This window comes from Synechococcus sp. Tobar12-5m-g, assembly GCF_024345415.1.
GTDB lineage: Bacteria > Cyanobacteriota > Cyanobacteriia > PCC-6307 > Cyanobiaceae > Regnicoccus.
In genome coordinates this window covers 41,945-63,514 of sequence record NZ_JAGQBB010000015.1, presented here as the reverse complement: position 1 = coordinate 63,514, position 21,570 = coordinate 41,945, and the positions used below count along the sequence as shown (strand labels likewise).

Here is a 21,570-nt window from a genome sequence, read left to right as displayed (position 1 = left end):
AGGGCGAACCAGGTGACAGGTGGGATTCAGCGACTAGCATGCCCACGTTGAAAGGAACTGGCACACATCCATGGGCAGAGCGCCATGAGCCAGGTTCTTGTTCTCAACGCCTCCTACGAGCCGCTCAACATCACCAGTTGGCGGCGGGCCACCGTGATGGTGCTCAAGGGAAAGGCTGAAGGCCTCGAGCACGATGGCAGCCACGTGATCCGGGGGGATCTGCTGTTGCCGACCGTGATCCGGTTGAGACAGTTCGTCCGGGTGCCGTTCAAGCAACTTCCCCTGACCCGTCGCAATGTCTTCCAGCGTGATGGCCAGATCTGCCAGTACTGCGGCTACCAGGGGGAGCAGCTTTCGATCGACCATGTGATCCCCCGCAGCCGCGGCGGGATCGACAGCTGGGAGAACGTCACGACGGCCTGCCTGCGCTGCAACGTGCGCAAGGGCAATCGCACGCCGCGGGAGGCGGCCATGCCCCTGGCGAAAGTGCCCCGCCGCCCGGTGAGCACGCTGTACTTCGAAGCCACCCGCCAGATCCGCTCCGGCCGAAGGGAATGGGCCAAGTACGTGATCGGTGCCTGACAGGAGGGCAGCACCGCAGCGTCGATCAGCCGATCCCACTGGCCTCGGCCGCCAGCTTCTCCATCCGCCTGCGCTGATCGGCGGCGACACAGGCGCCGATCAGCTCGGCGAGCTGGCCGGCCAAGACGGGATCAAGGCTGAAACTGCGGTTGAGGCGATGATCAGTCACCCGATTGTCCTTGACGTTGTAGGTGCGGATCTTTTCGCTGCGGTCGCCGCTGCCGACCTGGGCCCGCCGGGCTGAGCTCTCGGTTGCGGCAGCGAGCGCCCGTTCCCTCTCGAGCAGCTTGGCCCGCAGGATCTCCAGGGCCCGTTCCTTGTTCTGCAACTGGGAACGTTCCTGGGTGCAGAACACCCGGATTCCGGTGGGCTTGTGCAGCAGGTCGACGGCTGTTTCAACCTTGTTGACATTCTGGCCGCCCGCCCCGCCGGATCGGGCCGTGCTGATCTCCAGGTCGCGGGGGTCAAGCCGCACTTCAACGGCGTCGGCTTCCGGCATCACGGCCACGGTGGCGGTGGACGTATGGACCCGGCCCTGGGATTCGGTGGCAGGCACGCGCTGAACCCTGTGGACGCCGGCCTCATACTTCAGCTGGCTGTACACACCCTGGCCGCGGATCGCGAGGATCAGCTCCTTGTAGCCACCGAGGTCGGCCTGGGACGCACTCAGGGGCTGCACGGACCAGCCGAGGCTCTGGGCATGCCGTTCGTACATGCGCGCCAGATCACCGGCCCAGATCGAGGCCTCATCGCCGCCGGCGCCAGCCCGGATCTCCAGCATCACACTGCGTTCATCGCGGGGATCGCGGGGCAGCAGGGCCAGGGTGAGCTGTTCCCGGAGCTTGTCGATCCGGAGGGAGAGTGCCAGCAGCTCGTCCTGGGCCAGGGTTTCCATGTCAGGGTCTCCGCGGCTCTCCTTGAGCAGTTGCCGTGCTTCACCGGCTTGCTGCTCCAGCTGCTGCAACTGATCCTGGCCCAGAACCAGGGGTTCGAGCCTGGCCCGCTCCCGGGCGAGGTGCTCGAGCTGGCCGGGATCACTGGCTACCTGGGGATCGGCCAGCTGACGCTCCAGGGCCGCGAAGGTGGTGGAGGCCGCCTCCAGCCGTTCAGCCAGGAAGGTGACATCCATCAGTCGAACTCAGCGGACCAATCCGGCGCGGTTGACGACGGAAACCGACAAGCCATGGCGTGTACGGGGCCATGGCGTGGAGCCCGCGGCAAATCCCGAGCGATCAGGACGCGGTGGTGTCGGAAGGGGCTTCCGCTGCTGGCTTGGCAGCCGCCGCGTTCACGCCGCCCATGCCGTACTTGCGCATGAAGCGGTCGACCCGGCCTTCGGTGTCGAGGATTTTCTGGGTACCCGTGTAAAAGGGATGGTTGCCGCTCCAGACGTCGACATGGAGTTCGGGGTGGGTGGAGCCGGTGGTCATGACCACCTCTCCGTTGCAGATCACCTTGGCCTCGGGATACCAGGTGGGGTGGATGTCGGCCTTGGGCATGGGAGGAATCAGCGCTTGGAGAATTGGGGAGCCTTGCGGGCTTTCTTCAGGCCGTACTTGCGGCGTTCCTTGGCGCGGGGATCGCGGCTGAGGTGGCCTTCGGTCTTTAGCGGCTTGCGGTTGTCAGGAGAGAGCTCACAGAGGGCACGGGCCGCTCCCTGCTTGATCGCATCGGCCTGGCCGGTGAGGCCGCCGCCCCTGACGTTGACCAGCAAGTCGTAGGCGGTGGCGAGGCCGAGGGTGTCGAGGGGCGCCTTCACCGAGGCGAGATAGCTGGGGTTGTAGTTGAGGTAGTTGTCACCGGGGCGGCCGTTGATGGTGATGGAGCCGGTGCCAGGCACTACACGAACCCGGGCCACGGCGGTCTTGCGGCGGCCGGTTCCCCAGTAAACGACACGGTTCGAAGGGCTGCTCATTGGGCGGAGGCGGAAGGATCGAGGGTCAGGATCTGGGGCTGCTGGGCCGTGTGGGGGTGCTCGGCACCCTTGTAGACCTTGAGTTTGCGGAACAGCTGGCGACCCAGGGCATTGTGGGGAAGCATCCCCTTGATCGCCTTCTCGACGATCCGCTCGGGCAGGCGTGCCTGGAGGGCGGCGAAGGTTTCGGTCTTCATGCCACCGGGCCGGCCGGAATGCCGGCGGTAGATCTTCTGGGTGGCCTTGTTGCCACTGATCCGGATCTTGTCGGCATTGACAATGACGACGAAATCCCCGGTATCCAGGTGGGGGGTGAAGGTGGGCTTGTTCTTGCCCCGCAGCACGCTGGCCACTTCGGTGGCCAGGCGGCCGAGGGTCTGGTTCTCGGCATCCACCAGGAACCACTGGCGCTCGAGGGAATCCAGGGAGGGAACGGAGGTCTTGTTCATCGCGCCGGCAGGCCGGATCACATAGCGCCCCATCTCGCTGGATGGGGCTGGACAGGAGTGGTACGAGCAGGGAATCCGCAGGAGCGGATGCCGATCTGTGCATTCACAGCTTTTCACCATAGCCTTTCGCCGGTCCACACTCCTTGGTCCTTGCCTGGGGGGAAGGGGGTGGTGGATCCGTGTGCTCCAACCGGAAGTACGGTTGGCTGTCGAACCATAGTTCCGTCGGGAAAAGCTCCTGGGGATAACCCACCCGCAGCAGGCAGAGCCCCTGGGCGGGGGCCCCTTCCCTGACCTGCCCACGTGCCCGGGAACGCCAACGCTGCCCGAAGCCATCCGGGGTGAGCTGCCCCTCCCCCACCAGCACCAACTGGCTCACCAGGAAGCGCACCATTCCGTATAGGAAGCCACTGGCCTGGATCTCGATGACGACCATGTCCCCCTGCCGCTCCAGGCTGACCGCCTGGACCGTGGTGCGCGAATGGCTGCGCTGGCTGCCGGCCTTGCGGAATGCCGAGAAATCGTGCTCCCCAACCATCCCCTCCAAGGCCTGGGCCATCGCCCGCTCATCGAGGCGGAAGCGGTAGCGGTGCCAACTGAATGGTGCCAGGAAAAGATTGGGGGTGCGGCCGTTGTAGATGGTGTAGCGGTAGCGCCGGTAGCCGGCCGAAAAGCAGGCGTGCCAGCCGACTGGTGCCTCGGCGGCGGCGCGAATCCGGATGGTGGGCGGCAGACGGCCGTTGAGGGCCTTGGGCCAACGTTGGGCAGGAATGGGGCCGATCGCTTCAAAATGGACCACCTGGGCAGCGGCATGAACGCCGCTGTCAGTCCGCCCGGCCGCCACGCAGACCATGGGTCTATGGGGATCGAGGGCAGCCAGGGCCGTTTCCAGGGTGGCCTGGACGCTGACCTGATCCACCTGGCGCTGCCAGCCACAGAACGCCGAGCCCTCGTATTGCAGACAGAGGGCAATCCTGCGCAGGGCCTTCAGACCAGTTCGATGATTGCCATCTGGGCATTGTCGCCTCGGCGAGGCACGGTGCGGATGATCCGGGTGTAGCCACCCTGGCGCTCGCCGTAGCGCTCCTGTGCCTTGTCGAACAGGGAGTGGACCAGCTGCTTGTCGAGGATGTAGCCCATGGCCCGGCGGCGGGATGCGAGGCTGCCGTCCTTGGCCAGGGTGATCATGCGCTCGGCCTCATCGCGCAGCGCTTTGGCCCGTGCCTTGGTGGTGGTCACACGACCTTCCCTGATCAGCTGGGTGGTCAGACCGCGAAGCAGGGCTTTGCGTTGGTCGGCGGGGCGTCCCAGCAGGGGGACTCGGCACTGGTGTCGCATGGTTCCGGGGCGTTGAGGAGGAAAAAGGAGACGGCTGCTCAGGCGGTGGTTCGACTCTGGGGGAGGGAGATGCCGATTCGCTCGAGGGCCTCGATCACCTCATCAGCCGACTTGGAGCCGAAGTTCTTGATCTCGAGCAGGTCTTCGTAGCTGAAGCCCATCAGATCAGACACCGAGTTCACCTGGGCGCGCTTGAGGCAGTTGTAGGCACGCACGGAAAGGTTCAGCTCCTCGAGGGGAATCTGACTCTCGGCGGAGGCTTCCGGCTCGATTCCAGGCTCTTCCACCAGGGTGAGGCTGGCCAGGGGCTGGAACAGGGCGATGAGTTGATTCGCGGCCTGGGCCATGGCGTCGTCAGGGGTGATCGCGCCGCTGGTGTGGATGTCGAGGCGAAGCCGTTCCCGGGCGGAGCCGCCTTCGCCAACGGCCGTTTCATCCACGGTGTAGTTGACCCGGCGGACGGGCATGAACACAGCATCGATCTGGAGAAGATCGATGGAACTGGTGTCTTCCTGGTGACGCTCCACCGGCCGGTAGCCCACGCCCCGCTCGACGTGAACTTCGAGCTCGAGGCTGTGGCCATCGGCCACCGTGGCGATCGGCCGATCGAAATCGATCACCTGCACCTGGGAGGAGAACTGCAGATCGGCGGCGGTGACGGTGGCCGGCCCGTTCACAACCAGGCGGCCGATTTCAAGTTCCCTGCTGCGGCTGTTGACCACGACTTCCTTGCAGTTGAGCAGGATGTCGAGAACGTCTTCGCGGACGCCGGGCACCGTGGCGTATTCGTGGTTCACCCCGGCGATCCGCACCGCCGTGATGGCGCTGCCTTCCATGCCCCCCATCAGGACACGGCGCAGGGCATTGCCGAGGGTGACGGCCTGGCCGCGATCCAGGGGGCCGATCACGAACACACCGGTCTGGGAGCGGTCGTCGGCAATCTGGTGCTCAACGCGATCGATCTGATACTGATGCACGGCCTGAAGGTGGTGAGAGGGAACGCCCGAAGGCTGGAATGGGAAGGGAGTTCAGACCCTGCGTCGCTTGGAGCGACGGCAACCGTTGTGGGGAAGGGGGGTGACATCGCGGATCAGGGTGATCTCAAGACCAGCGACCTGGAGGGCGCGTATGGCGGTTTCGCGGCCCGAACCCGGACCCCGCACCAGCACTTCGATCTGACGCATCCCTTGCTCGAGGGCGCGACGGCCGGCGGCTTCGGCCGCCGTCTGGGCGGCGAAGGGAGTGCCTTTGCGGGCTCCCTTGAAGCCGCTGGCCCCGGCGGATGACCAGGAGATCACCTCACCGGCGGTGTCGGTGATCGACACGATGGTGTTGTTGAAGGTGCTCTGAATGTGGGCAACGCCATTCGGCACATTGCGCTTGGTTTTTTTGGCGCCGGTTTTCTTGGCTGGCTTTGCCATGGACAGTGGCCTGGGGTAAGGGAATGGAAAATCCGAGCGCCGCTGGGGAGCTCAGGGGGGCGGCTTACTTCTTCTTGCCGGCCACGGTTTTGCGGGCACCCCGGCGGGTCCGCGCATTGGTGCGGGTGCGCTGGCCGCGGACGGGCAGACCCATGCGGTGACGGCGACCCCTCAGGCAGCCAATGTCCTGGAGGCGCTTGAGCGCCATGCCTTCCTGGCGGCGGAGATCGCCTTCCAGGGTGAAGGTCTCGGCGGCGACGCGGAGCTTCTGGATGTCGGCGTCATCGAGGTCCTTGACACGGATATCAGGACTGACGCCCGCCTTGGCAAGAATCTGCTGGGCCCGGGTCAACCCCACGCCGTACACGTAAGTGAGTGAAATCTCGACCCTCTTGTCACGAGGGATATCAACACCGGCAATCCGAGCCACGAATGAAACGATCAGTTGGGCAGAGGGGGGAGCCCAGCGCGAGGGCTGGGCGAAGGCGCCCCGGAGGGGGCGCCGGTGAGGCTGGCGCTCAGGTCAACCTTGGCGCTGTTTGTGCTTGGGGTTCGGGCAGATCACCATCACCCGGCCGTGGCGACGAATCACCCGGCACTTGTCGCACATCTTCTTGACCGAGGCACGCACCTTCATGGGCGGCGGCTCTCCAATTTTTCAAACAGCTAACCTATCACAGCGCTATAGCACCAAAGCCAGGATCCGCGCGGCGATGGCCTCGATCGAACCGGTGGCATCCACCAGCTCCAGCAGGTTCCGCTGGCGGTAGTAGCTGATCAGGGGTTCGGTCTGCTCCCGGTAGACCTCCAGCCGGTTGCGGATCACGGCCTCGTTGTCATCGGCGCGCCCCCGGTTGAGCATGCGTGCCGTGAGGCTGCTGTCGTCGAGCTCCAGCAACAGGACCAGCCCGATCGGCTGGTCGAGCTCCTCCAGCAGAACGTTCAGGGCTTCGGCCTGGACGAGGTTGCGGGGAAAGCCATCCAGCAACCAGCCGCCGCTGTGGGCCTCGAGGCGATGGCGCACGATCTCCAGGACGAGCTCGTCGCTGACCAGTTCACCGCTGGCCATGAGCGCCTCGGCTTCGCGGCCGAGGTCACTGCCGGCCTTGACTTCAGCCCGGAGCAGATCGCCGGTGGAGAGGTGGAGAAGCTGGCGCTGATTGGCGAGCCTCTCAGCCTGGGTGCCCTTGCCGGCGCCGGGGGGACCGAGAAAAAGAATGCGGTGGGTCATTCGCGAACCATGCCTTCGTAGCGTTGGGAAATCACATAAGTTTGCACCTGCTTGGCCGTGTCGATGGCCACGCCCACCAGGATCAACAGGGAGGTGGCGCCCAGTCCCTGGAAGGTGCGGACCTGGGTGGCGCCTTCAACTGCCGATGGGATGATCGCCACGGCGCCAAGGAACAGACCGCCGAGCAGGGTGAGGCGGTTCTGGACGCCACTGAGATAAAGGGCTGTCGCGGTTCCTGGCCTCACGCCGGGGATGGCGACCCCGGTGCGTTTGAGGTTGGTGGCGATGTCCACCGGGTTGACGGTCAGGGAGGCGTAGAACAGCGAGAAACCACAGATCAAGGCGAAAAACACCAGGGCATAGAGCCATGGCGTGCTGCTGTTGGGATTCAGGTATCCCGCCACCCGGATCAACCAGGGTGATCGGGTGAAGTTGGCGATCGTGAGCGGCAGGAACACCACCGCTGAAGCGAAGATGATCGGCATCACACCCCCGGCGTTGAGCTTGAGCGGCAGGTAGCTCTGGCGGGCGGCCAACAGGCTGACCTGTCCCACCTGCCGCTTGGCGCTGACGATCGGGATGCGGCGGCTGCCCTCCTGCACGAAGATGATCCCCACGATCGTGACCAGGAAAATCACCACAAGGATCACGATGCCGCCGACCGTGGCCCGATCGCCGCTCTGGGCGAGTTCAACGGTGGAGCCGAGAGCTCTTGGCAGGGTGGCCACGATGTTCACGAAAATCACCAGGGAAGCCCCCTGGCCGATGCCCCGTTCGGTGATCACCTCGCTGATCCACATCACCACCATGGACCCGGTCACCAGGGCCAGGGTGGTCTGAATCACGAAGACGGGGGACGAGACCCCTGGCAAGGCGTATTGCCGCAGGATCAGGGCGAACACCGTGCTCTGCAGAATCCCCCAGCCCAGGGCCACATAGCGGGTGATCTGGGCAATCTTGCGACGCCCGGCTTCCCCTTCGTTCTTCTGGAGATCCTCGAGTTGGGGCAGGGCGGCCGTGAGCAGCTGGAGGATGATCGAGGCGTTGATGAACGGCAGGATTCCCAGGGCGAACACCCCCAGGGTGGAAATGCCGCCGCCGGTGAAGATGTCGAGAAAGCCGATCAGCTGACCCCCCTGCTGGATGAACTGCTGGAAGGCCACACGGTCGATGCCGGGAACCGGGATGTAGATCCCGAGGCGCACCAGCAGCAGCAGGCCGAGGGTGGTCAGCACCCTGTCGCGCAGACCCTTGGACTGGATCAGCTGGCTGATGATTTCCCCGGCACTGGGGTTACGCCCCCGGCTGACGAGCATGGTGTGAGGTGGTGAAGAACGGAGGAAAGGCAGACAAGCTCAAAGCCGCCTGCGCGGCCGGTGATCGGCTGGCAGACGGCTCAGGCTCCAGAAGCAGCTTGGTCGATCACCGCAGGCAAGGAGCCCAGGGTGGATCAGCCGATCAGCTCGCACCGCCCACCGGCGGCCTCGATTTTCTCACGGGCGCTGGAGGTGAAGGCGGCCGCCTTCACCTCCAGCGCAACGGCGAGGTCGCCGTTGCCAAGGATCTTGAGGGGGTGTTTCGGGCTGGTCACCAGCCCGGCCTGAACCAGGGAATCCAGGTTGACCGTGCTTCCGGACGTCAGACCGGCCAGTTTCTCGACGTTCAGAACGGTGAACGCCTTGGGGTTCACCAGGGTGAAGTGCTTGAGTTTCGGCAGCCGGCGGTAGAGGGGCATCTGGCCACCTTCGAAACCGGGCCTTGTCGGGCTTCCGGAGCGGGATTTCTGGCCGCGCATGCCGAAGCCGCAACTGGCGCCCTGGCCAGCGGCGATGCCGCGGCCCTTGCGCAGCTTGCGGCGGCGGGAGCCGGCCTGGGGCTTGAGGGTCTGGAGGGTGAGTGTCATGACGGGATCAGGAGTAGATCTGCTCAAGGGAGATGCCCCGCTCTTTGGCGGTGTCCTTGTGGGTGCGCAGCACCTGCAGGGCTTGGATCGCCGCGCGGGCGTTGTTGAGCGGGGTTTTGCTGCCCAGCCGTTTCGCCAGCACGTTCTTGATGCCGGCCAGCTCGAGCACGGTGCGGATCGAGCCGCCCGCGATCACGCCGGTACCCGGTGCGGCCGGCCGCATCATCACGCTGGCGGCCCCGTCCTCTCCTCGGCTGTCGGTGGGGATCGAGCTGGTGCGGGTGAGGGGCACCTTGACCAGGTGCTTCTTGCCGTCCGCCACACCCTTGCGGACGGCGCCGATCACGTCACCGGCCTTGCCGACGCCAACACCCACCTGACCGCGCTCGTTGCCGACCACCACGATCGCCCGGAAGCTCATCTTCTTGCCGCCTTTGACCGTCTTGGAGACCCGGCGGATCTGCACCACCCGCTCCTGCCATTCGGAGTCACGCTCCTGGCCGCGGCGGTTGTCGCCACGACGGCCGCCGCCGCCACGACGCTCTCCCCCCTTGGCATCGCCGCCTCCGCGGCCGCCACGGCGCTCCTGCTGGCCTTCGGCCGCGGCAGGAACTTCGGCGGCCCCCGGAATCTCGCTGGACTGGATCTGTTGGTTGATGTCGCTCATGGTTGGATCCGGTTCAGAACTCGAGGCCCGCTTCTCGGGCGGCATCGGCGAGGGCCTTGACCCGGCCGTGGTACAGCTTGCCACCGCGGTCGAAGACAACCTGCTGGATGCCCTTGGCCAGGGCCCGTTGGGCCACCAGCTGACCGACCGCCACCGAGGCATCGCACGAAGCGCTGGTCTCGAGGCTGGTGCGGAGGTCCTTGTCGAGGGTCGATGCCGCGCAGAGCGTGCTCTGGGCATCGTCGTCGATGACCTGGGCGTAGATGTGGTTGTTGGAGCGGAACACGGCGAGGCGCGGGCGCGTGGCCGTGCCGGTGAGGTGGCGACGCAGACGGCGGTGTCGCTTCTGGGTCTGCTGTTTGCGGGAAACGGTGGACATGGCGGGTAGGGGTAGGGAGGCTCAGGCCGTCCTCATTTCTTGCCGGTTTTGCCGGCTTTGCGCAGGATGCGTTCGCCTTCGAACTTGATGCCCTTGCCCTTGTAGGGCTCCGGCGGACGAATGGCGCGGATCTTGGCGGCTTCATTGCCCACCAGCTCCTTGTCGGAGCCGGAGATCAGCACCTGGGTGTTGTTCTCCACCTGGAAGCTGATTCCTTCGGGAGGAACCACCTCAACGGGGTGGCTGTAGCCAGCGCTCACCAGCAGTTTGCGGCCCTGGACCTGGGCCCGGTAGCCGACCCCGATGATTTCGAGCTTGCGGGTGAAGCCCTTGCTGACCCCTTCGACCATGTTGGCCACAAGGGTGCGGCAGAGGCCGTGGCGCTCCCGTGACCGGCGGGTTCCGTCGGCGGCAGCGACGAGGACGATGCCGTTCTCCTCGCTGACCACGACCCCCTCGGGGAGGGTGCGACTGAGCTCACCCTTGGGTCCCTTGACCGCCACGGCGAGCCCGTTCAGGGTGATGGTCACCTTGTCGGGGATGGGGATCGGTGCTTTACCTATGCGTGACATGGATGACCTCGAATCAGTAGATGTAGCAGAGCACTTCACCGCCGACGCCCTGCTTGCGCGCGTCACGGTCGCTCATCACACCCCTGGAGGTGGAGATGATCGCCACACCCAGGCCGCCGAGAACCTTGGGCAACTGGCGGGTGTTCTTGTAGATGCGCAGACCGGGCTTGCTGACCCGCTGCACCGAGCGAATCGTGGGCTGGCGGTGCTTGCCGCTGTACTTCAGCTCGAGCACGAGGTGCTTCAACACCCCTTCGCCTTCCTCGCTGATCTCAGCGATGAAGCCCTCCTTCTGGAGCACCTTGGCGATGCTGTGGGAGAGGCGTGAAGCTGGAACTTTGGTGGACTGGTGCTTTTTCTCACTCGCATTGCGGATGCGGGTGAGCATGTCTGAAATCGGGTCGTGGTTGGCCATGGTGGGTCCGAAGAGGGCTCAGTTGCTGCGGAACGGCATTCCCATCTCGCGGAGGAGGGCCCGGCCCTCTTCGTCGGTACGGGCACTGGTCACGATGGTGATGTCCATGCCGCGGATGGCGTCGATCTTGTCGTAGGAGATCTCGGGAAAGATGATCTGTTCGCGCACCCCGAGGGTGTAGTTGCCGCGCCCGTCAAAGCTCTTGGGGCTGACGCCCCGGAAATCACGGATGCGGGGCAGGGCCAGGTTGATCAGACGCTCCAGGAAGGCGTACATCCGCTCACCCCGGAGGGTGACGGCCACGCCGATCGGCATCCCTTCCCGGATCTTGAAGGCGGCGATCGCCTTCTTGGCCCGGGTCACCACCACTTTCTGGCCGGTGATGGTGGCCAGCTCCGTGATCGATGCCTCCAGGGCCTTGGCGTTCTGGGCGGCTTCGCCGAGGCCCCGGTTGAGGGTGACTTTCACCACCTTGGGAACTTCGTGCACGTTGCTGAGGTTCAGATCCTTGAGCAGCTTGGGCTGGATCGTCTCCCGGTAGCGCTGTTTGAGTGACATGGCGAGCAGGGTGTTTGCGCTTCTGGGCGTGGTCAGAGAGCGAAGAGGGAAGGAAGGGAGCGGAGTGGAGTAGACGGGAGGGCGGGTGGTGGTTGAGCGGATCAGTCGATCAGCTCACCGGTTTTCTTGAGCCGGCGTTTCTTGGAGCCGTCGGCCTGGATCGCGATCTCCACCCGGCTGGCCACGGCCGCGCTGGTGGAATACAGCATCAGGTTGGAGGCATGCACGGAGGCTTCCTCGGTGGAGATGCGGCCGCTCTCCCCTTCCTGGCTGGGCTTGATGTGACGGGTGCGCAGGTTGATTCCCTGCACCACCGCCCGATTCTCATTGGGAAGGGTGCGCAGGACCTCGCCGGTCTTGCCCTTGTCCTTGCCGGCGATCACCTTGACGGTGTCCCCTTTGCGGATGCGCATCTTGATGCGCTCAGCTGGTTTGGGTTTGGGTGTTGCGGTGGCCATCTCAGATCACCTCCGGGGCGAGTGACACGATCTTGGTGAAATTCCGCTCCCGCAATTCACGGGCGACGGGCCCGAACACCCGGGTGCCCTTCGGGTTGTTGTCGGTGCCGAGGATCACGGCGGCGTTGTCATCGAAGCGGATCGAGTTGCCGGTGTCGCGGCGCAGGGTGGCACGGGTGCGCACCACCACGGCTTTCACCACATCCGACTTCTTCACCCCCATGTTGGGCATGGCGTCCTTGACGGCGGCCACGATCACATCGCCCACGTGGGCATAGCGACGGTTGGTGCCGAGCACCCGGATGCACTGGATGCGCTTGGCGCCGCTGTTGTCAGCGACATTGAGGAAGGTTTCTTGCTGAATCATGGTGGGTTCTTCTCAGCTCGCGCCGGATGGATTGAGAACCTCGGCCACGGCCCAGCGCTTGGTGCGACTGAGCGGCCGGGTTTCCGTGATGCGAACCCGATCCCCCACCTGACAGCGGTTCTCCTCGTCGTGGGCCTTGTAACGGGTGGTGCGGCTGACGGTCTTTTGATAGATGGGATGGGGGAAGCGGTTTTCGACCGCCACCACCACCGTTTTGTCCATCTTGTCGCTGACGACGGTGCCGACCCTTTCCTTGAGTGCCATGGTTGGTGTGAAGGGGATCAGGAGGCGGACAGGGCGGAGCGCTGCCGCTCCTTCTGCACCGTCAGCAGATGGGCCAGCTTGATGCGGCTCTGCTTGAAGCGGTGCGGTTGCTCCAGGCGGCGGGTGGCCTGCTGGAAGCGGAGGTCGAACAGTTCGCGGCGGCAGCCACTGATCTGTTCCTCGATTTCGGCGTCGGTGAGGGTGCGCACCGCGGTGATGTCAGGACGGGCCATGGTCAGAAGTCCCCAGGGAGGACGGGTTCCAGAACGGAATCCGCTTTGGGTGCTGGCGCCTGGTCATCCAGGGCCAGAAACTTGGTTTTGACCGGCAGTTTGTACTGGGCCAGGCGCATGGCCTCCTTGGCGATGGTTTCGGTGATTTCAGGACCGCCCATCTCAAAGAGAATGCGACCGGGCTTGATGACGGCCACCCAGAACTCCGGGTTGCCCTTGCCGGAGCCCATCCGGGTTTCGGCGGGGCGCATGGTGACGGGCTTGTCAGGGAAGATCCGAATCCAGATCTTTCCTCCCCGCTTGACATGGCGGGTCATGGCCCTGCGGCTGGCTTCGATCTGGCGGGAGGTGATCCAGCCACATTCCTGGGCCTGCAAAGCAAACTGACCAAAGGCAATCGTGTTGCCCCGGGTAGCGGTGCCGCACATGCGGCCTCGCTGCTGTTTGCGGAATTTGACGCGTCGTGGACTCAGCATGGTTCAGGCCTCCTGATCACTCCTTGTTGGAGCGGTCTTCGAAATCTTGGGGACGCCGGCTTGTGCGGCGTCGGGCGGCTCCATCCGCAGGCAGTTGCTCCTTCTGCCCAGGCAGCACTTCCCCTTTGAACACCCACACCTTGATCCCAAGAACCCCGTAGGTGGTGGTGGCCACCTTCGTGGCGTAATCGATGTCGGCGCGGAGGGTGTGCAGGGGCACGCGACCCTCGCGGGTCCACTCCGTGCGGGCGATTTCGGCGCCGTTGAGGCGACCGCTCACCTGGATCTTCAATCCCAGCACACCGGCACGCTGGGCACGCTGCACGGTCATGCGCATCACGCGGCGAAAGGCCACACGCTTTTCGAGTTGCTGGGCGATGTACTCGGCCAGAAGGAAGGCATCGGCGTCGACCCGCTCGACTTCCACCACGTTGATGCGTACCTGACGGTGGCGATCGCCGAGGGTGGCCTGGATGCCGGTGCGGAGATCTTCGATGCCGCTGCCCTGGCGGCCGACGAGCACGCCGGGACGCGCCGTTTTGAGCTCAACTTCGAGCTGATCTGCCTTGCGGGCGATCAACACGTCACTGATGCCGGCGCTGGCGTACTTCTTGTGGATGAACTTGCGGATCCGATCATCCTCCTGAAGCAGGAGGGGATAGGTCTTGCTGGGGGCATACCAGCGCGAGCGGTGTTCCTGGGTGATCCCCAGGCGCAGGCCGGTTGGATGGATCTTGTGTCCCATCGGTCGGTGTCCTCGGGAGTCAGGGGGTGGGTGCTGCCACAGCAATGCTGATGTGGCAGGTTTGTTTTTTGATCGCGAAGGCCCGCCCCTGGGCGCGGGGACGGAATCGTTTCAGGGATGGACCCATGTCGGCGATGGCCGTGCTGATCACCAGGGAGGAAGGATCCAGGCCCAGGTTGTGCTCCGCATTGGCGACCGCGGAGCGGAGCACCTTGGTGATCGGTCCGGTGGAGCGGTAGGGCATGAACTCGAGCAGGATCAGCGCCTCGCGGTAGGAGCGGCCGCGGATCTGGTCGAGAACCCGGCGAACCTTGGACACGGATCCGCGGATGTAGCGGCCGTGGGCACGGGCTTCGGGGCTGGGGGAGGTTGGGTTGACCATGGTGTTTCGCTCCTTAACGGGCACCTTTTTTGTCCTTGATGTGGCCGCGGAAGGTGCGGGTGGGGGCGAACTCCCCCAGCTTGTGGCCCACCATCTGCTCCGTCACGTAGACGGGCACATGGCTCTTGCCGTTGTGAACCGCGATCGTGTGGCCGATCATCATCGGCAGGATCGTGGAGGCCCGCGACCAGGTCTTGATCACGGATTTGTCACCGGCGCTGTTCTGCGTTTCGACCTTACGCAACAGATGATCGGCAACGAATGGTCCTTTTTTGAGTGAACGTCCCATGGCGGATTAAGCAGAGTGCAAAACGGGGTTGACCATCACGAATCCCGTCCGCCACGGCTCCGCTTGGAGGTGCGGCGACGTTTCCGCAGCACAAACCGGTTGCTCGGCTTGTTCCGCTTACGGGTTTTCAGGCCCAGGGCCGGCTTGCCCCAGGGGGTGACCGGTCCGGAGCGGCCGATCGGTGCCCGGCCCTCACCACCACCGTGGGGGTGGTCGCAGGGGTTCATCACACTGCCGCGAACCTCTGGGCGGCGACCCAGCCAACGCTTGCGGCCGGCCTTGCCGAGGCTGGTGTTCCGGACCTCGGCGTTGCCCACTTCGCCCAGGGTGGCGTAACACTCACGCCGCACCAGCCGCACCTCAGTGGAGGGAAGCTTGAGGGCGACATAGTCGCCCTCCTTGGCCATCACCTGGGCACTGGCGCCGGCGGTGCGAACCATCTGGCCACCGCGGCCGGCATAGAGCTCAACGTTGTGGACGGCGGAACCCAGCGGAATGGAGGAGAGGGGCAAGGCATTGCCGGTTTCAATCGGTGACTCGGGGCCGGCAACCACGGTCTGGCCGATTTCGATCCCGGCGGGAGCGAGGATGTAACGCTTCTCACCGTCGGTGTAGAAGAGCAGGGCCAGGCGCGCGTTGCGGTGAGGGTCGTAGTGGATGGCGGCCACCCGGGCCACCACGCCGTGCTTGTCCCGGCGGAAGTCGACCATGCGGTAAAGCCGCTTGTGACCGCCGCCGCGGTGGCGACAGGTGATCACGCCCCGGTTGTTGCGACCCTTGCTGCGGTGCTTGGCCATGACCAAGCTGCGCTCCGGCTTGCGCTCGGTGACTTCACTGAAGTCACTGGCGGCGCGGCCGCGGGTGCCGGGAGTGTAAGGACGGTAGTTGCGAATTGCCATAACGATTCAGATCCCTCAGGCCTCTGGGAACAGCTGGATGGCGTTGCCTTCGGCAAGACGCACCACCGCTTTTTTCACTTGGGCCCGTTTGCCCGCGAACCGGCCCACCCGCCGGGAGCGGCGGGGTGGGTTCATCGTGCTCACTCCGATCACCCGCACATCGAACAGCTGCTCAACGGCGGCCTTGATGTCCGGCTTGGCGGCGCGGTGGTCCACCTCGAAGGTGTACTGGTTGAGTTCGAGGGCTCTGGTTGCCTTCTCGGTGATCAGCGGCTTGCGGATCACGTCCGCCAGCCGGCCTGCAAAACGTTCAGTCATCGCCGTAGACCTCCTGAATCTTGGCCAGTGCCTCTTCGCTCAGCACCAACCGCTTGGCATTTAGCAGATCAAACATGTTCAGCTGATCGGCGGCGATCAGCTTGACCCTCTCGAGATTGCGCACCGAGAGACGCACCACATCCGAGGGGGCGTCGAGAATCAGCAGCACCTTGGCGGTTGCAGGGATGTCCCAGCGCTGGAGGGCGGCCACGATTTCCCTGGTTCTGGGAGCCTCCAGATCGGTGGCGAATCCCTTGACCACCGTGATGTCGTCGGCCCGGCTGATCAGCGCGGTGCGCAGGGCGAGGCGCCGCTCCTTGCGGTTCATCGCCACCGCGTAGGAGCGGGGCTTGGGGCCGAACACCACACCACCACCGGGGCGGAGGGGGGTGCGGATCGAACCCTGACGGGCCCGACCGGTGCCTTTCTGCTTGTAGGGCTTGCGACCGCCACCGCGAACTTCGGCGCGGGTGAGGCTGCTGGCGGTGCCCTGGCGGGCATTGGCCAACTGGCGGACAACGGCGCGATGAACCAGACCGGCTGCGGAAGATTCCTTCGCCACCTTCAGGCTCAGAGAGGCTTCACCAGCTTCCTGGCCCTGCCAATCACGAACGACGCATTGAATCATGGTGGACATCCTCAGGTCGCCTCCTTGTCACCGACCCGCTTGGCGGGGCGGATGTTGAGCAGGGCCCCAGGCTTGCCCGGCACCGAACCCTTCACCACCAGGAGGTTGCGCTCGCTGTCGATCTTGAGGATCGTGAGGCCCCGCGTGGTGGTTTGTTTGCCGCCGTAGCGGCCGGCCATGCGCTTGCCGGGGTAGACCCGGCCCGGTGTGGTGCCGGCTCCGGTGGAGCCCGGCTGGCGATGGTTCTTCGAGCCGTGGCTCATCGGACCACGGCTGAAGCCATGGCGCTTCTGATAACCAGTGAAGCCGCGCCCCATGGTGTCGCCGCTGACGTCGACCTTCTGGCCGGCCTCGAAGCGCTCCAGCGTGATCGCCTCGCCGAGTTCCAGGCCTTCAACGGAGTTGAGGCGGTATTCGGTGAGGTGGCGCAGGGGGTCGGCACCGGATTTGGCCAGGTGGCCTGCGGCGGGCCTGTTGACGAGTTTCTCGCGAATCTCGCCAAAGCCCACCTGGACGGCGGTGTAGCCGTCGCTGGCTGGGGTTTTGAGTTGGGTGATGCGGCAGGGACCCGCCTCGATCAAGGTGACCGGGATGGATTTGCCTTCCGCAGTGAAGAACTGGGACATGCCCAGTTTCTTCCCGAGAATGCCGATGGACATGGGATGGGATGGACGCCAGCGAGAACGAGCGCCTTTCCGGCTCTGGGCGAGCCGAAAGGGCGTGGAGCTGAATCGATGAGACGCGCTTGGTCGGGCAAGGCCTGACCCCGACGATGTCCTGAGATCCAGGGCACCACCGGTTGAGCTAGCGGTTGGCGACACAGCAGGCTGGGACTTTCCCGCTCGATCGAAATCGAACGACAGTTTCCCGCCAGGCTCTCATTCCCTTCTCTGATTTCAGTGAATTGGATTCAGTGAAACGGATCCGGGTGAGTGGTCTGGACTGGCCTCAAGGAGTCATCGCCAGCGATGACTCCGCACAGTGATCCGGAGGCCCGGCTAGCGGACGGGCGCAGATCAGTTGCACAGCCATTCAACATACCTCACCACTTCCCCCCTCCCCTGGCGTTCTCCTGCCAGACTTGCCGGCGACGAATCGGAGCTTCCCATGCCCTTGTTGCTCACTGGCCGCCGCTTCCGTGCCGACCTGGAGCAGGCAGGAGCCCTTGCCCTCTTCGCACCGCTGGAAGGCGGCGCCGAAACCCGTCTGATGCGTCGCCTGCGGGCGGCCGGCTACCGGGCCCAGATGACCTCGGCCCGGGGGCTGGGTGACCCCGAAGCCTTTCTGTTCGAGCTCCACGGCATCCGCCCTCCCCACCTCGGTCACCACAGCGTCGGCCGGGATGCCGCCGTCGGCACCGTGCAGCGGGTGATGCCCCAGCTTGGATCCCTGCTTGAGGGAGGCCAGCCCATCCTGCTCTGGCTGCTCGAGGCCCAGGTGCTATCCGCGGCCGAGCGGGACTCGCTCTGCTCCCTCACCCGGAAGGAACCGCGCCTCAAGATCGTGGCCGAGATGGGCGGCTCTCGCCAATTGCGCTGGGAGCCCCTGGAGCTGTGTGTCGCCGCCTGAGCAGGCCCTGCTCGACGGGCACTGGGTCAAGCTGATCTGCGGAGCCAGCAACCAGGATCTGGTCTCGATCGAGGATCTCTGCGGCATCTACGCACTGGCGGGCGTGCATTGCATCGATGTGGCTGCAGATCCCGCTGTGGCGGCGGCGGCGCGCCGTGGCATCGCCTGGGCCCGGGAGCGGCAGGCGGCTGATCGGCCACCGCCCTGGCTGATGCTGAGCCTCAGCGACGGCGCTGATCCGCACTTCCGCAAGGCCTGGTTCGATCCGCGCAGCTGCCCGCCCGATTGCCCCCGTCCCTGCGCGCGGGTCTGTCCGGCGCAGGCGATCCCGGAGGGGGAGGGGGTGCTGGCTGAGCGGTGCTATGGCTGCGGCCGCTGCCTGCCCGCCTGTCCCCACGGTCTGATCGAGGAGCGCGGGCACCTGCTCGCTGCCGAGGCGGTGGGGCCTCTGTTGGCCCGCCTGCGCCCGGATGCCGTGGAACTCCACACCCGGCCGGAGCGGGGCGATGCTTTCGCCCGGCGTCTGGACCAGGTTGTGGCGTCGGGCGTGCCGCTGCGGCGCCTGGCCGTGAGCTGTGGCCTGGAGGCGGGGGCGGGCGCGGAGCTGGCCGCCGAACTCTGGCGGCGCTTTGCCCTGCTGCGTCAGGCGGGCTTAAGGCCGCTCTGGCAACTCGATGGCCGGCCGATGAGCGGCGACGTGGGTGCGGGCACAGCCCATGCGGCCGTGCGCCTGCTGAAGAGGGTGGGCCCACTGGCACCGCCTGGACCGCTGCAGCTGTCCGGCGGTACCAATGAGCGCACGATCGCCCTGCTGGAACGGGACCTGCCCACCGCTGTGGCCGGTGTGGCCTTCGGGGGTGCGGCCCGCAAGCTGTTGCTGCCTCTGCTGCAGGAGGCCCAGCGGCGTGGCCGTCGGCTGCTCGACGATCCCGAACTCTGGCCGCGGGCCAGGGCTCGAGCCGAGGGTCTGGTGCTGCCGTGGTTGCAGCGGGGGGCTTGCGCCGCTTCCGTCAGCGCGGCTTCGCTTTGAGGGAAGCCGCGCTGACGGGAACCACGGGATGGTTGAGGAAGAACTCGTCTCGCGGGAACAGGTCGGTGAGGACGCTGCCGCTCCTCGGTGTCGAGGGATTCCAGTGGATGTGATCACCGCTCAGGGCCTTGGTCGCTTGCTCGAGCGTGATCCCGGAGTTGCCCCGTCGCATGTGATTCATGACGCCGGGTGAGCGCACCTGATCCAGCAGGCGGTTCTCGTCGAGGCGGATGGGTTCGTTGCTGCCGATCAGGATATTGACCGGATCCACCATCACGCCATAGGGGAAAACGTTCATGAAGGTCTGTACGACGCGCCCGGAGGGAGCCCACTGAACGAAGATGCCGCCGGGCTTCAGCCGTGCTCTCACCTGCCGCATGAACTCATCGCTGTAGAGGAGGCCGGAATGGGAGGTCTGAGGAAGCACGGCGTCGGCCTCGATCACGTCGTAGCGGCGTGAATCCCGCGCCAGGATCTGGCGTCCGTCGGCGTAGATGAAATGGATGCGCGGATCGGCGAGCAGAGCCGCCACCGGTCCGTCGGGCCTCGCGGCGGCGAGCTTTTCGAGTGTCAACAGCACAGGCTTGACCAGTTCGATCCCCCGCACATCCTCTGTCTTGGGGGAGGTCAGGGCCCCCCAGGGGGTGCCACCGCTGCCGACACCGATCAGCAGCACCTCCTTCGGATGGGGATGAACCAGCGGGCCGATGCTGCCGAGCAGGATGTGCATCGGGGTGAAGGGCACCGAGCCCTGGGTGAAGCCCTGGATGACGAAGTCGCCTGCCCCATCGACCTGATGGCCGGGGTACCCGCGGAAGTAGGTGACGCCGCTGCGATCTTCGGACCAGAGATCGAAGGTGCCCGGAGTCGGACGGTGGACCTGTCTCCAGAAGGTGCCGTTGTCCGGGATGAACAGGGCGGCGGCTGCCCCAGCAGCCAGGGCCATCTCGGGCCAGCGACCACGACCGCCGCGCCACAACCAGCCCAGCAGCAGGGCCAGCGTCAGCGCTGCCAGCAGCTTCAGCGTGCCCGCCGTGCCCAGCACGTGCAGCGTCACCAGTCCGGTGAAGACCGAGCCTGCCGCGTTCCCGGCGATGTTGGCCAGCTGCACCCAGCCCACCCTGGCTCCCACGTCGCTGAGGTCCTGCTGAACGGCCCGCTGCACGAAGGGGAAGGTCATGCCGATCAGGAAGGCCGGCGGTCCGACGATCACCAGGGCGACCAGAAACCTCGGCAGCATCTGATCCGGAGTGATCACGGAGAAGCCACTGGGGAGGATCCCGTTGATCGGTGGGTAGGGCAGGGCCAGCCACAGCCAGCCGATCAGAACGATCGCCAGGACGAAGCCGGCCCCCTGGGTGATGAAGAAGGCCGGTCGAGGGTCGTGCATCCGGCGCACCATCCGCGCCGCCACGGCCATGCCGAAGCCATCTGCGATCAGGAAGATGCCCAGCACGGTCGGGAACAGGTAGGCGTGGTACTGGCCTGCGGTGCCCAGCAGGCGCAGCCAGACAATCTCCAGCGCCACGATCACGTATCCGGAGAGGAACACCAGCAGGCACCAAAGCTTCAGGCCGCCGAAGGGTTCAGGCCGCCGCCCGGACACCGGCTGAGCCTCGCCGGTGTCTGCGGCCACCCTCGAGAAACTCCTGCCGGCCTCTGCCCGGCGCAGGCCCCTCCGCAGGCTGAGGGCCAGGACTCCCGCCAGCAGATCCAGGCAGGCCGCGAGCCCGAGGGCTCCCACGAAGCCCGTGCGGCCGACGATGAAGAAGCCGCCGAGCAGGGCCCCGAGCCCGGCCCCCAGGGTGTTGAGCCCGTAGAGCAGGGAGATGCGCTCCGCCACCGTGTCGAGGGAACTCGCCACCGCCCTAGAAAGCAGCGGCAACGAGGCGCCCATCAGCGTGGTGGGGATGGCCAGGCCCACGAAACAGAGGCCGAACACGGCCAGCTGACTGTCGACCCTGCCAGCCATGCCCATGGCCAGCCAGTCGTAGAGGAAGGGCTTGGAGAGCAGGGCGCAAAGGGCCACGCCGAGTTCGCACAGGGCGAACCAGGTGAGGGCCTGGCTCGGAGAGAGGCGGTCGGCCACCTTGGCCCCGAGCATCGAGCCGATCCCGAGGCCGGTCAGGAAGGCCCCCACCACCAGGGCGGCGCTGACGGTGTCGGACCCGGCGAAGATCCCCAGCATTCTCTGCCAGATGATCTGGCAGAGAAGGGCGGCGAAGCCAGAGCAGAAGAACGCCACCATCAGGCGCCGCATTCCTTTTGATCCCACGGCCTGGGAGACACCCATGGCAGCCGGTGAGGATGCGGATCCGTTCATGAGTTGTTCGGCGGACTGCGGCTTGTCCGGCATGGCCAGCGGAACCCTAAGGCCACTGGTCGCCGCAGGAAGTTGGCGAACAGGGGGGGCGCTAGAGGCGGTGGCGAAGGCGAAACGGGCGGCTCCGGACTGGGGTGCTCCCCTCCCCTCCCTCTGATC

At 65.6% G+C, this 21,570-nt stretch carries 34 protein-coding genes; 3 read left to right on the top strand and 31 right to left on the bottom strand.

Annotation, left to right across the window (positions count from 1 at the left end; all coding sequences use genetic code 11):
* Positions 1-84: 84 nt before the first annotated feature.
* Entirely contained in the window at positions 85-582 is a 498-nt protein-coding gene (locus KBY66_RS10550) for an HNH endonuclease (RefSeq protein WP_255089380.1), read from the top strand.
* Positions 583-607: 25 nt separating this feature from the next.
* Here the strand turns inward: KBY66_RS10550 and prfA are convergent, their stop codons facing one another.
* The 30 genes from prfA to rplC form a co-directional block, all read right to left on the bottom strand.
* The gene (gene prfA, locus KBY66_RS10545; RefSeq protein WP_255089378.1) at positions 608-1,711 is read right to left on the bottom strand and encodes a peptide chain release factor 1; all 1,104 of its coding nucleotides are present in this window, start codon (positions 1,709-1,711) and stop codon (positions 608-610) included.
* A 103-nt stretch (positions 1,712-1,814) separates the two neighbouring features.
* Positions 1,815-2,081, bottom strand: a complete 267-nt coding sequence (gene rpmE, locus KBY66_RS10540; RefSeq protein ID WP_255089377.1) for a 50S ribosomal protein L31 — start codon at positions 2,079-2,081, stop codon at positions 1,815-1,817.
* Positions 2,082-2,089: 8 nt separating this feature from the next.
* Entirely contained in the window at positions 2,090-2,497 is a 408-nt protein-coding gene (rpsI, locus tag KBY66_RS10535) for a 30S ribosomal protein S9 (protein WP_255089376.1), read from the bottom strand.
* Entirely contained in the window at positions 2,494-2,946 is a 453-nt protein-coding gene (gene rplM / locus KBY66_RS10530; RefSeq protein WP_255089398.1) for a 50S ribosomal protein L13, read from the bottom strand. The genes rpsI and rplM overlap by 4 nt, the downstream gene beginning before the upstream one ends.
* Positions 2,947-3,049: 103 nt before the next feature.
* The gene (gene truA / locus KBY66_RS10525) at positions 3,050-3,928 is read right to left on the bottom strand and encodes a tRNA pseudouridine(38-40) synthase TruA (RefSeq protein ID WP_255089397.1); all 879 of its coding nucleotides are present in this window, start codon (positions 3,926-3,928) and stop codon (positions 3,050-3,052) included.
* Between the two features lie 5 nt (positions 3,929-3,933).
* Complete coding sequence (rplQ, locus tag KBY66_RS10520) at positions 3,934-4,284, bottom strand: 50S ribosomal protein L17 (protein WP_255089375.1); 351 nt, start codon at positions 4,282-4,284, stop codon at positions 3,934-3,936.
* A gap of 38 nt (positions 4,285-4,322) precedes the next feature.
* Positions 4,323-5,261: a DNA-directed RNA polymerase subunit alpha gene (locus tag KBY66_RS10515; protein WP_255089374.1), complete on the bottom strand. Its 939-nt coding sequence runs from the start codon at positions 5,259-5,261 to the stop codon at positions 4,323-4,325.
* A 51-nt stretch (positions 5,262-5,312) separates the two neighbouring features.
* On the bottom strand, positions 5,313-5,705 hold the full coding sequence (gene rpsK, locus KBY66_RS10510) for a 30S ribosomal protein S11 (RefSeq protein WP_006173334.1): 393 nt from the start codon (positions 5,703-5,705) through the stop codon (positions 5,313-5,315).
* A 64-nt stretch (positions 5,706-5,769) separates the two neighbouring features.
* Positions 5,770-6,135: a 30S ribosomal protein S13 gene (gene rpsM / locus KBY66_RS10505; RefSeq protein WP_255089372.1), complete on the bottom strand. Its 366-nt coding sequence runs from the start codon at positions 6,133-6,135 to the stop codon at positions 5,770-5,772.
* A gap of 93 nt (positions 6,136-6,228) precedes the next feature.
* Positions 6,229-6,342, bottom strand: coding sequence for a 50S ribosomal protein L36 (gene rpmJ / locus KBY66_RS10500; protein ID WP_255089371.1), 114 nt, complete (start codon positions 6,340-6,342; stop codon positions 6,229-6,231).
* 45 nt (positions 6,343-6,387) lie between these two features.
* The gene (locus KBY66_RS10495; protein WP_255089370.1) at positions 6,388-6,936 is read right to left on the bottom strand and encodes an adenylate kinase; all 549 of its coding nucleotides are present in this window, start codon (positions 6,934-6,936) and stop codon (positions 6,388-6,390) included.
* Positions 6,933-8,252 (bottom strand): preprotein translocase subunit SecY, encoded by a 1,320-nt coding sequence (gene secY / locus KBY66_RS10490; protein ID WP_255089369.1) that lies wholly within the window; start codon positions 8,250-8,252, stop codon positions 6,933-6,935. The genes KBY66_RS10495 and secY overlap by 4 nt, the downstream gene beginning before the upstream one ends.
* A gap of 134 nt (positions 8,253-8,386) precedes the next feature.
* Positions 8,387-8,839 carry a 50S ribosomal protein L15 gene (gene rplO / locus KBY66_RS10485; RefSeq protein WP_255089368.1) on the bottom strand — a complete coding sequence of 151 codons (453 nt, stop codon included), beginning with the start codon at positions 8,837-8,839 and terminating at the stop codon, positions 8,387-8,389.
* 7 nt (positions 8,840-8,846) lie between these two features.
* A complete protein-coding gene (gene rpsE, locus KBY66_RS10480) occupies positions 8,847-9,506 on the bottom strand; it encodes a 30S ribosomal protein S5 (RefSeq protein ID WP_255089367.1) in 660 nt (219 codons plus the stop codon).
* 13 nt (positions 9,507-9,519) lie between these two features.
* Positions 9,520-9,885 (bottom strand): 50S ribosomal protein L18, encoded by a 366-nt coding sequence (gene rplR, locus KBY66_RS10475; RefSeq protein ID WP_255089366.1) that lies wholly within the window; start codon positions 9,883-9,885, stop codon positions 9,520-9,522.
* 32 nt (positions 9,886-9,917) lie between these two features.
* Positions 9,918-10,457, bottom strand: coding sequence for a 50S ribosomal protein L6 (gene rplF, locus KBY66_RS10470; RefSeq protein ID WP_255089365.1), 540 nt, complete (start codon positions 10,455-10,457; stop codon positions 9,918-9,920).
* Between the two features lie 13 nt (positions 10,458-10,470).
* Positions 10,471-10,872: a 30S ribosomal protein S8 gene (gene rpsH / locus KBY66_RS10465; protein ID WP_255089364.1), complete on the bottom strand. Its 402-nt coding sequence runs from the start codon at positions 10,870-10,872 to the stop codon at positions 10,471-10,473.
* A gap of 18 nt (positions 10,873-10,890) precedes the next feature.
* Entirely contained in the window at positions 10,891-11,430 is a 540-nt protein-coding gene (gene rplE, locus KBY66_RS10460; RefSeq protein WP_255089362.1) for a 50S ribosomal protein L5, read from the bottom strand.
* Between the two features lie 101 nt (positions 11,431-11,531).
* The gene (gene rplX, locus KBY66_RS10455) at positions 11,532-11,888 is read right to left on the bottom strand and encodes a 50S ribosomal protein L24 (protein WP_255089361.1); all 357 of its coding nucleotides are present in this window, start codon (positions 11,886-11,888) and stop codon (positions 11,532-11,534) included.
* A 1-nt stretch (position 11,889) separates the two neighbouring features.
* Positions 11,890-12,255, bottom strand: a complete 366-nt coding sequence (gene rplN / locus KBY66_RS10450) for a 50S ribosomal protein L14 (RefSeq protein ID WP_255089360.1) — start codon at positions 12,253-12,255, stop codon at positions 11,890-11,892.
* A 12-nt stretch (positions 12,256-12,267) separates the two neighbouring features.
* Positions 12,268-12,519 carry a 30S ribosomal protein S17 gene (gene rpsQ, locus KBY66_RS10445; RefSeq protein WP_255089359.1) on the bottom strand — a complete coding sequence of 84 codons (252 nt, stop codon included), beginning with the start codon at positions 12,517-12,519 and terminating at the stop codon, positions 12,268-12,270.
* A 17-nt stretch (positions 12,520-12,536) separates the two neighbouring features.
* Positions 12,537-12,752 (bottom strand): 50S ribosomal protein L29, encoded by a 216-nt coding sequence (gene rpmC, locus KBY66_RS10440; RefSeq protein ID WP_255089357.1) that lies wholly within the window; start codon positions 12,750-12,752, stop codon positions 12,537-12,539.
* 2 nt (positions 12,753-12,754) lie between these two features.
* Positions 12,755-13,228: a 50S ribosomal protein L16 gene (gene rplP, locus KBY66_RS10435; RefSeq protein WP_255089356.1), complete on the bottom strand. Its 474-nt coding sequence runs from the start codon at positions 13,226-13,228 to the stop codon at positions 12,755-12,757.
* Positions 13,229-13,244: 16 nt separating this feature from the next.
* On the bottom strand, positions 13,245-13,973 hold the full coding sequence (gene rpsC / locus KBY66_RS10430) for a 30S ribosomal protein S3 (protein WP_255089355.1): 729 nt from the start codon (positions 13,971-13,973) through the stop codon (positions 13,245-13,247).
* 19 nt (positions 13,974-13,992) lie between these two features.
* Positions 13,993-14,355 (bottom strand): 50S ribosomal protein L22, encoded by a 363-nt coding sequence (gene rplV, locus KBY66_RS10425; RefSeq protein ID WP_255089354.1) that lies wholly within the window; start codon positions 14,353-14,355, stop codon positions 13,993-13,995.
* A gap of 13 nt (positions 14,356-14,368) precedes the next feature.
* The gene (gene rpsS, locus KBY66_RS10420) at positions 14,369-14,644 is read right to left on the bottom strand and encodes a 30S ribosomal protein S19 (RefSeq protein WP_255089353.1); all 276 of its coding nucleotides are present in this window, start codon (positions 14,642-14,644) and stop codon (positions 14,369-14,371) included.
* Between the two features lie 35 nt (positions 14,645-14,679).
* Positions 14,680-15,543 (bottom strand): 50S ribosomal protein L2, encoded by an 864-nt coding sequence (rplB, locus tag KBY66_RS10415; RefSeq protein WP_255089352.1) that lies wholly within the window; start codon positions 15,541-15,543, stop codon positions 14,680-14,682.
* A gap of 15 nt (positions 15,544-15,558) precedes the next feature.
* Complete coding sequence (locus KBY66_RS10410; RefSeq protein WP_255089351.1) at positions 15,559-15,861, bottom strand: 50S ribosomal protein L23; 303 nt, start codon at positions 15,859-15,861, stop codon at positions 15,559-15,561.
* Positions 15,854-16,489: a 50S ribosomal protein L4 gene (rplD, locus tag KBY66_RS10405; protein WP_255089349.1), complete on the bottom strand. Its 636-nt coding sequence runs from the start codon at positions 16,487-16,489 to the stop codon at positions 15,854-15,856. Before rplD ends, KBY66_RS10410 begins: the two co-directional genes overlap by 8 nt.
* Before the next feature lie 11 nt (positions 16,490-16,500).
* On the bottom strand, positions 16,501-17,148 hold the full coding sequence (gene rplC, locus KBY66_RS10400; RefSeq protein WP_255089348.1) for a 50S ribosomal protein L3: 648 nt from the start codon (positions 17,146-17,148) through the stop codon (positions 16,501-16,503).
* 448 nt (positions 17,149-17,596) lie between these two features.
* On the opposite strand from rplC, the gene ndhN reads away from it, so the two are divergent.
* Positions 17,597-18,058, top strand: coding sequence for an NAD(P)H-quinone oxidoreductase subunit N (ndhN, locus tag KBY66_RS10395; RefSeq protein WP_255089347.1), 462 nt, complete (start codon positions 17,597-17,599; stop codon positions 18,056-18,058).
* Complete coding sequence (locus tag KBY66_RS10390; protein WP_255089345.1) at positions 18,045-19,088, top strand: LdpA C-terminal domain-containing domain; 1,044 nt, start codon at positions 18,045-18,047, stop codon at positions 19,086-19,088. Before ndhN ends, KBY66_RS10390 begins: the two co-directional genes overlap by 14 nt.
* Here KBY66_RS10390 and KBY66_RS10385 read toward each other — a convergent pair.
* Positions 19,069-21,381, bottom strand: coding sequence for a hypothetical protein (locus tag KBY66_RS10385; RefSeq protein WP_255089341.1), 2,313 nt, complete (start codon positions 21,379-21,381; stop codon positions 19,069-19,071). The genes KBY66_RS10390 and KBY66_RS10385 overlap by 20 nt on opposite strands.
* Positions 21,382-21,570 lie beyond the last annotated feature (189 nt).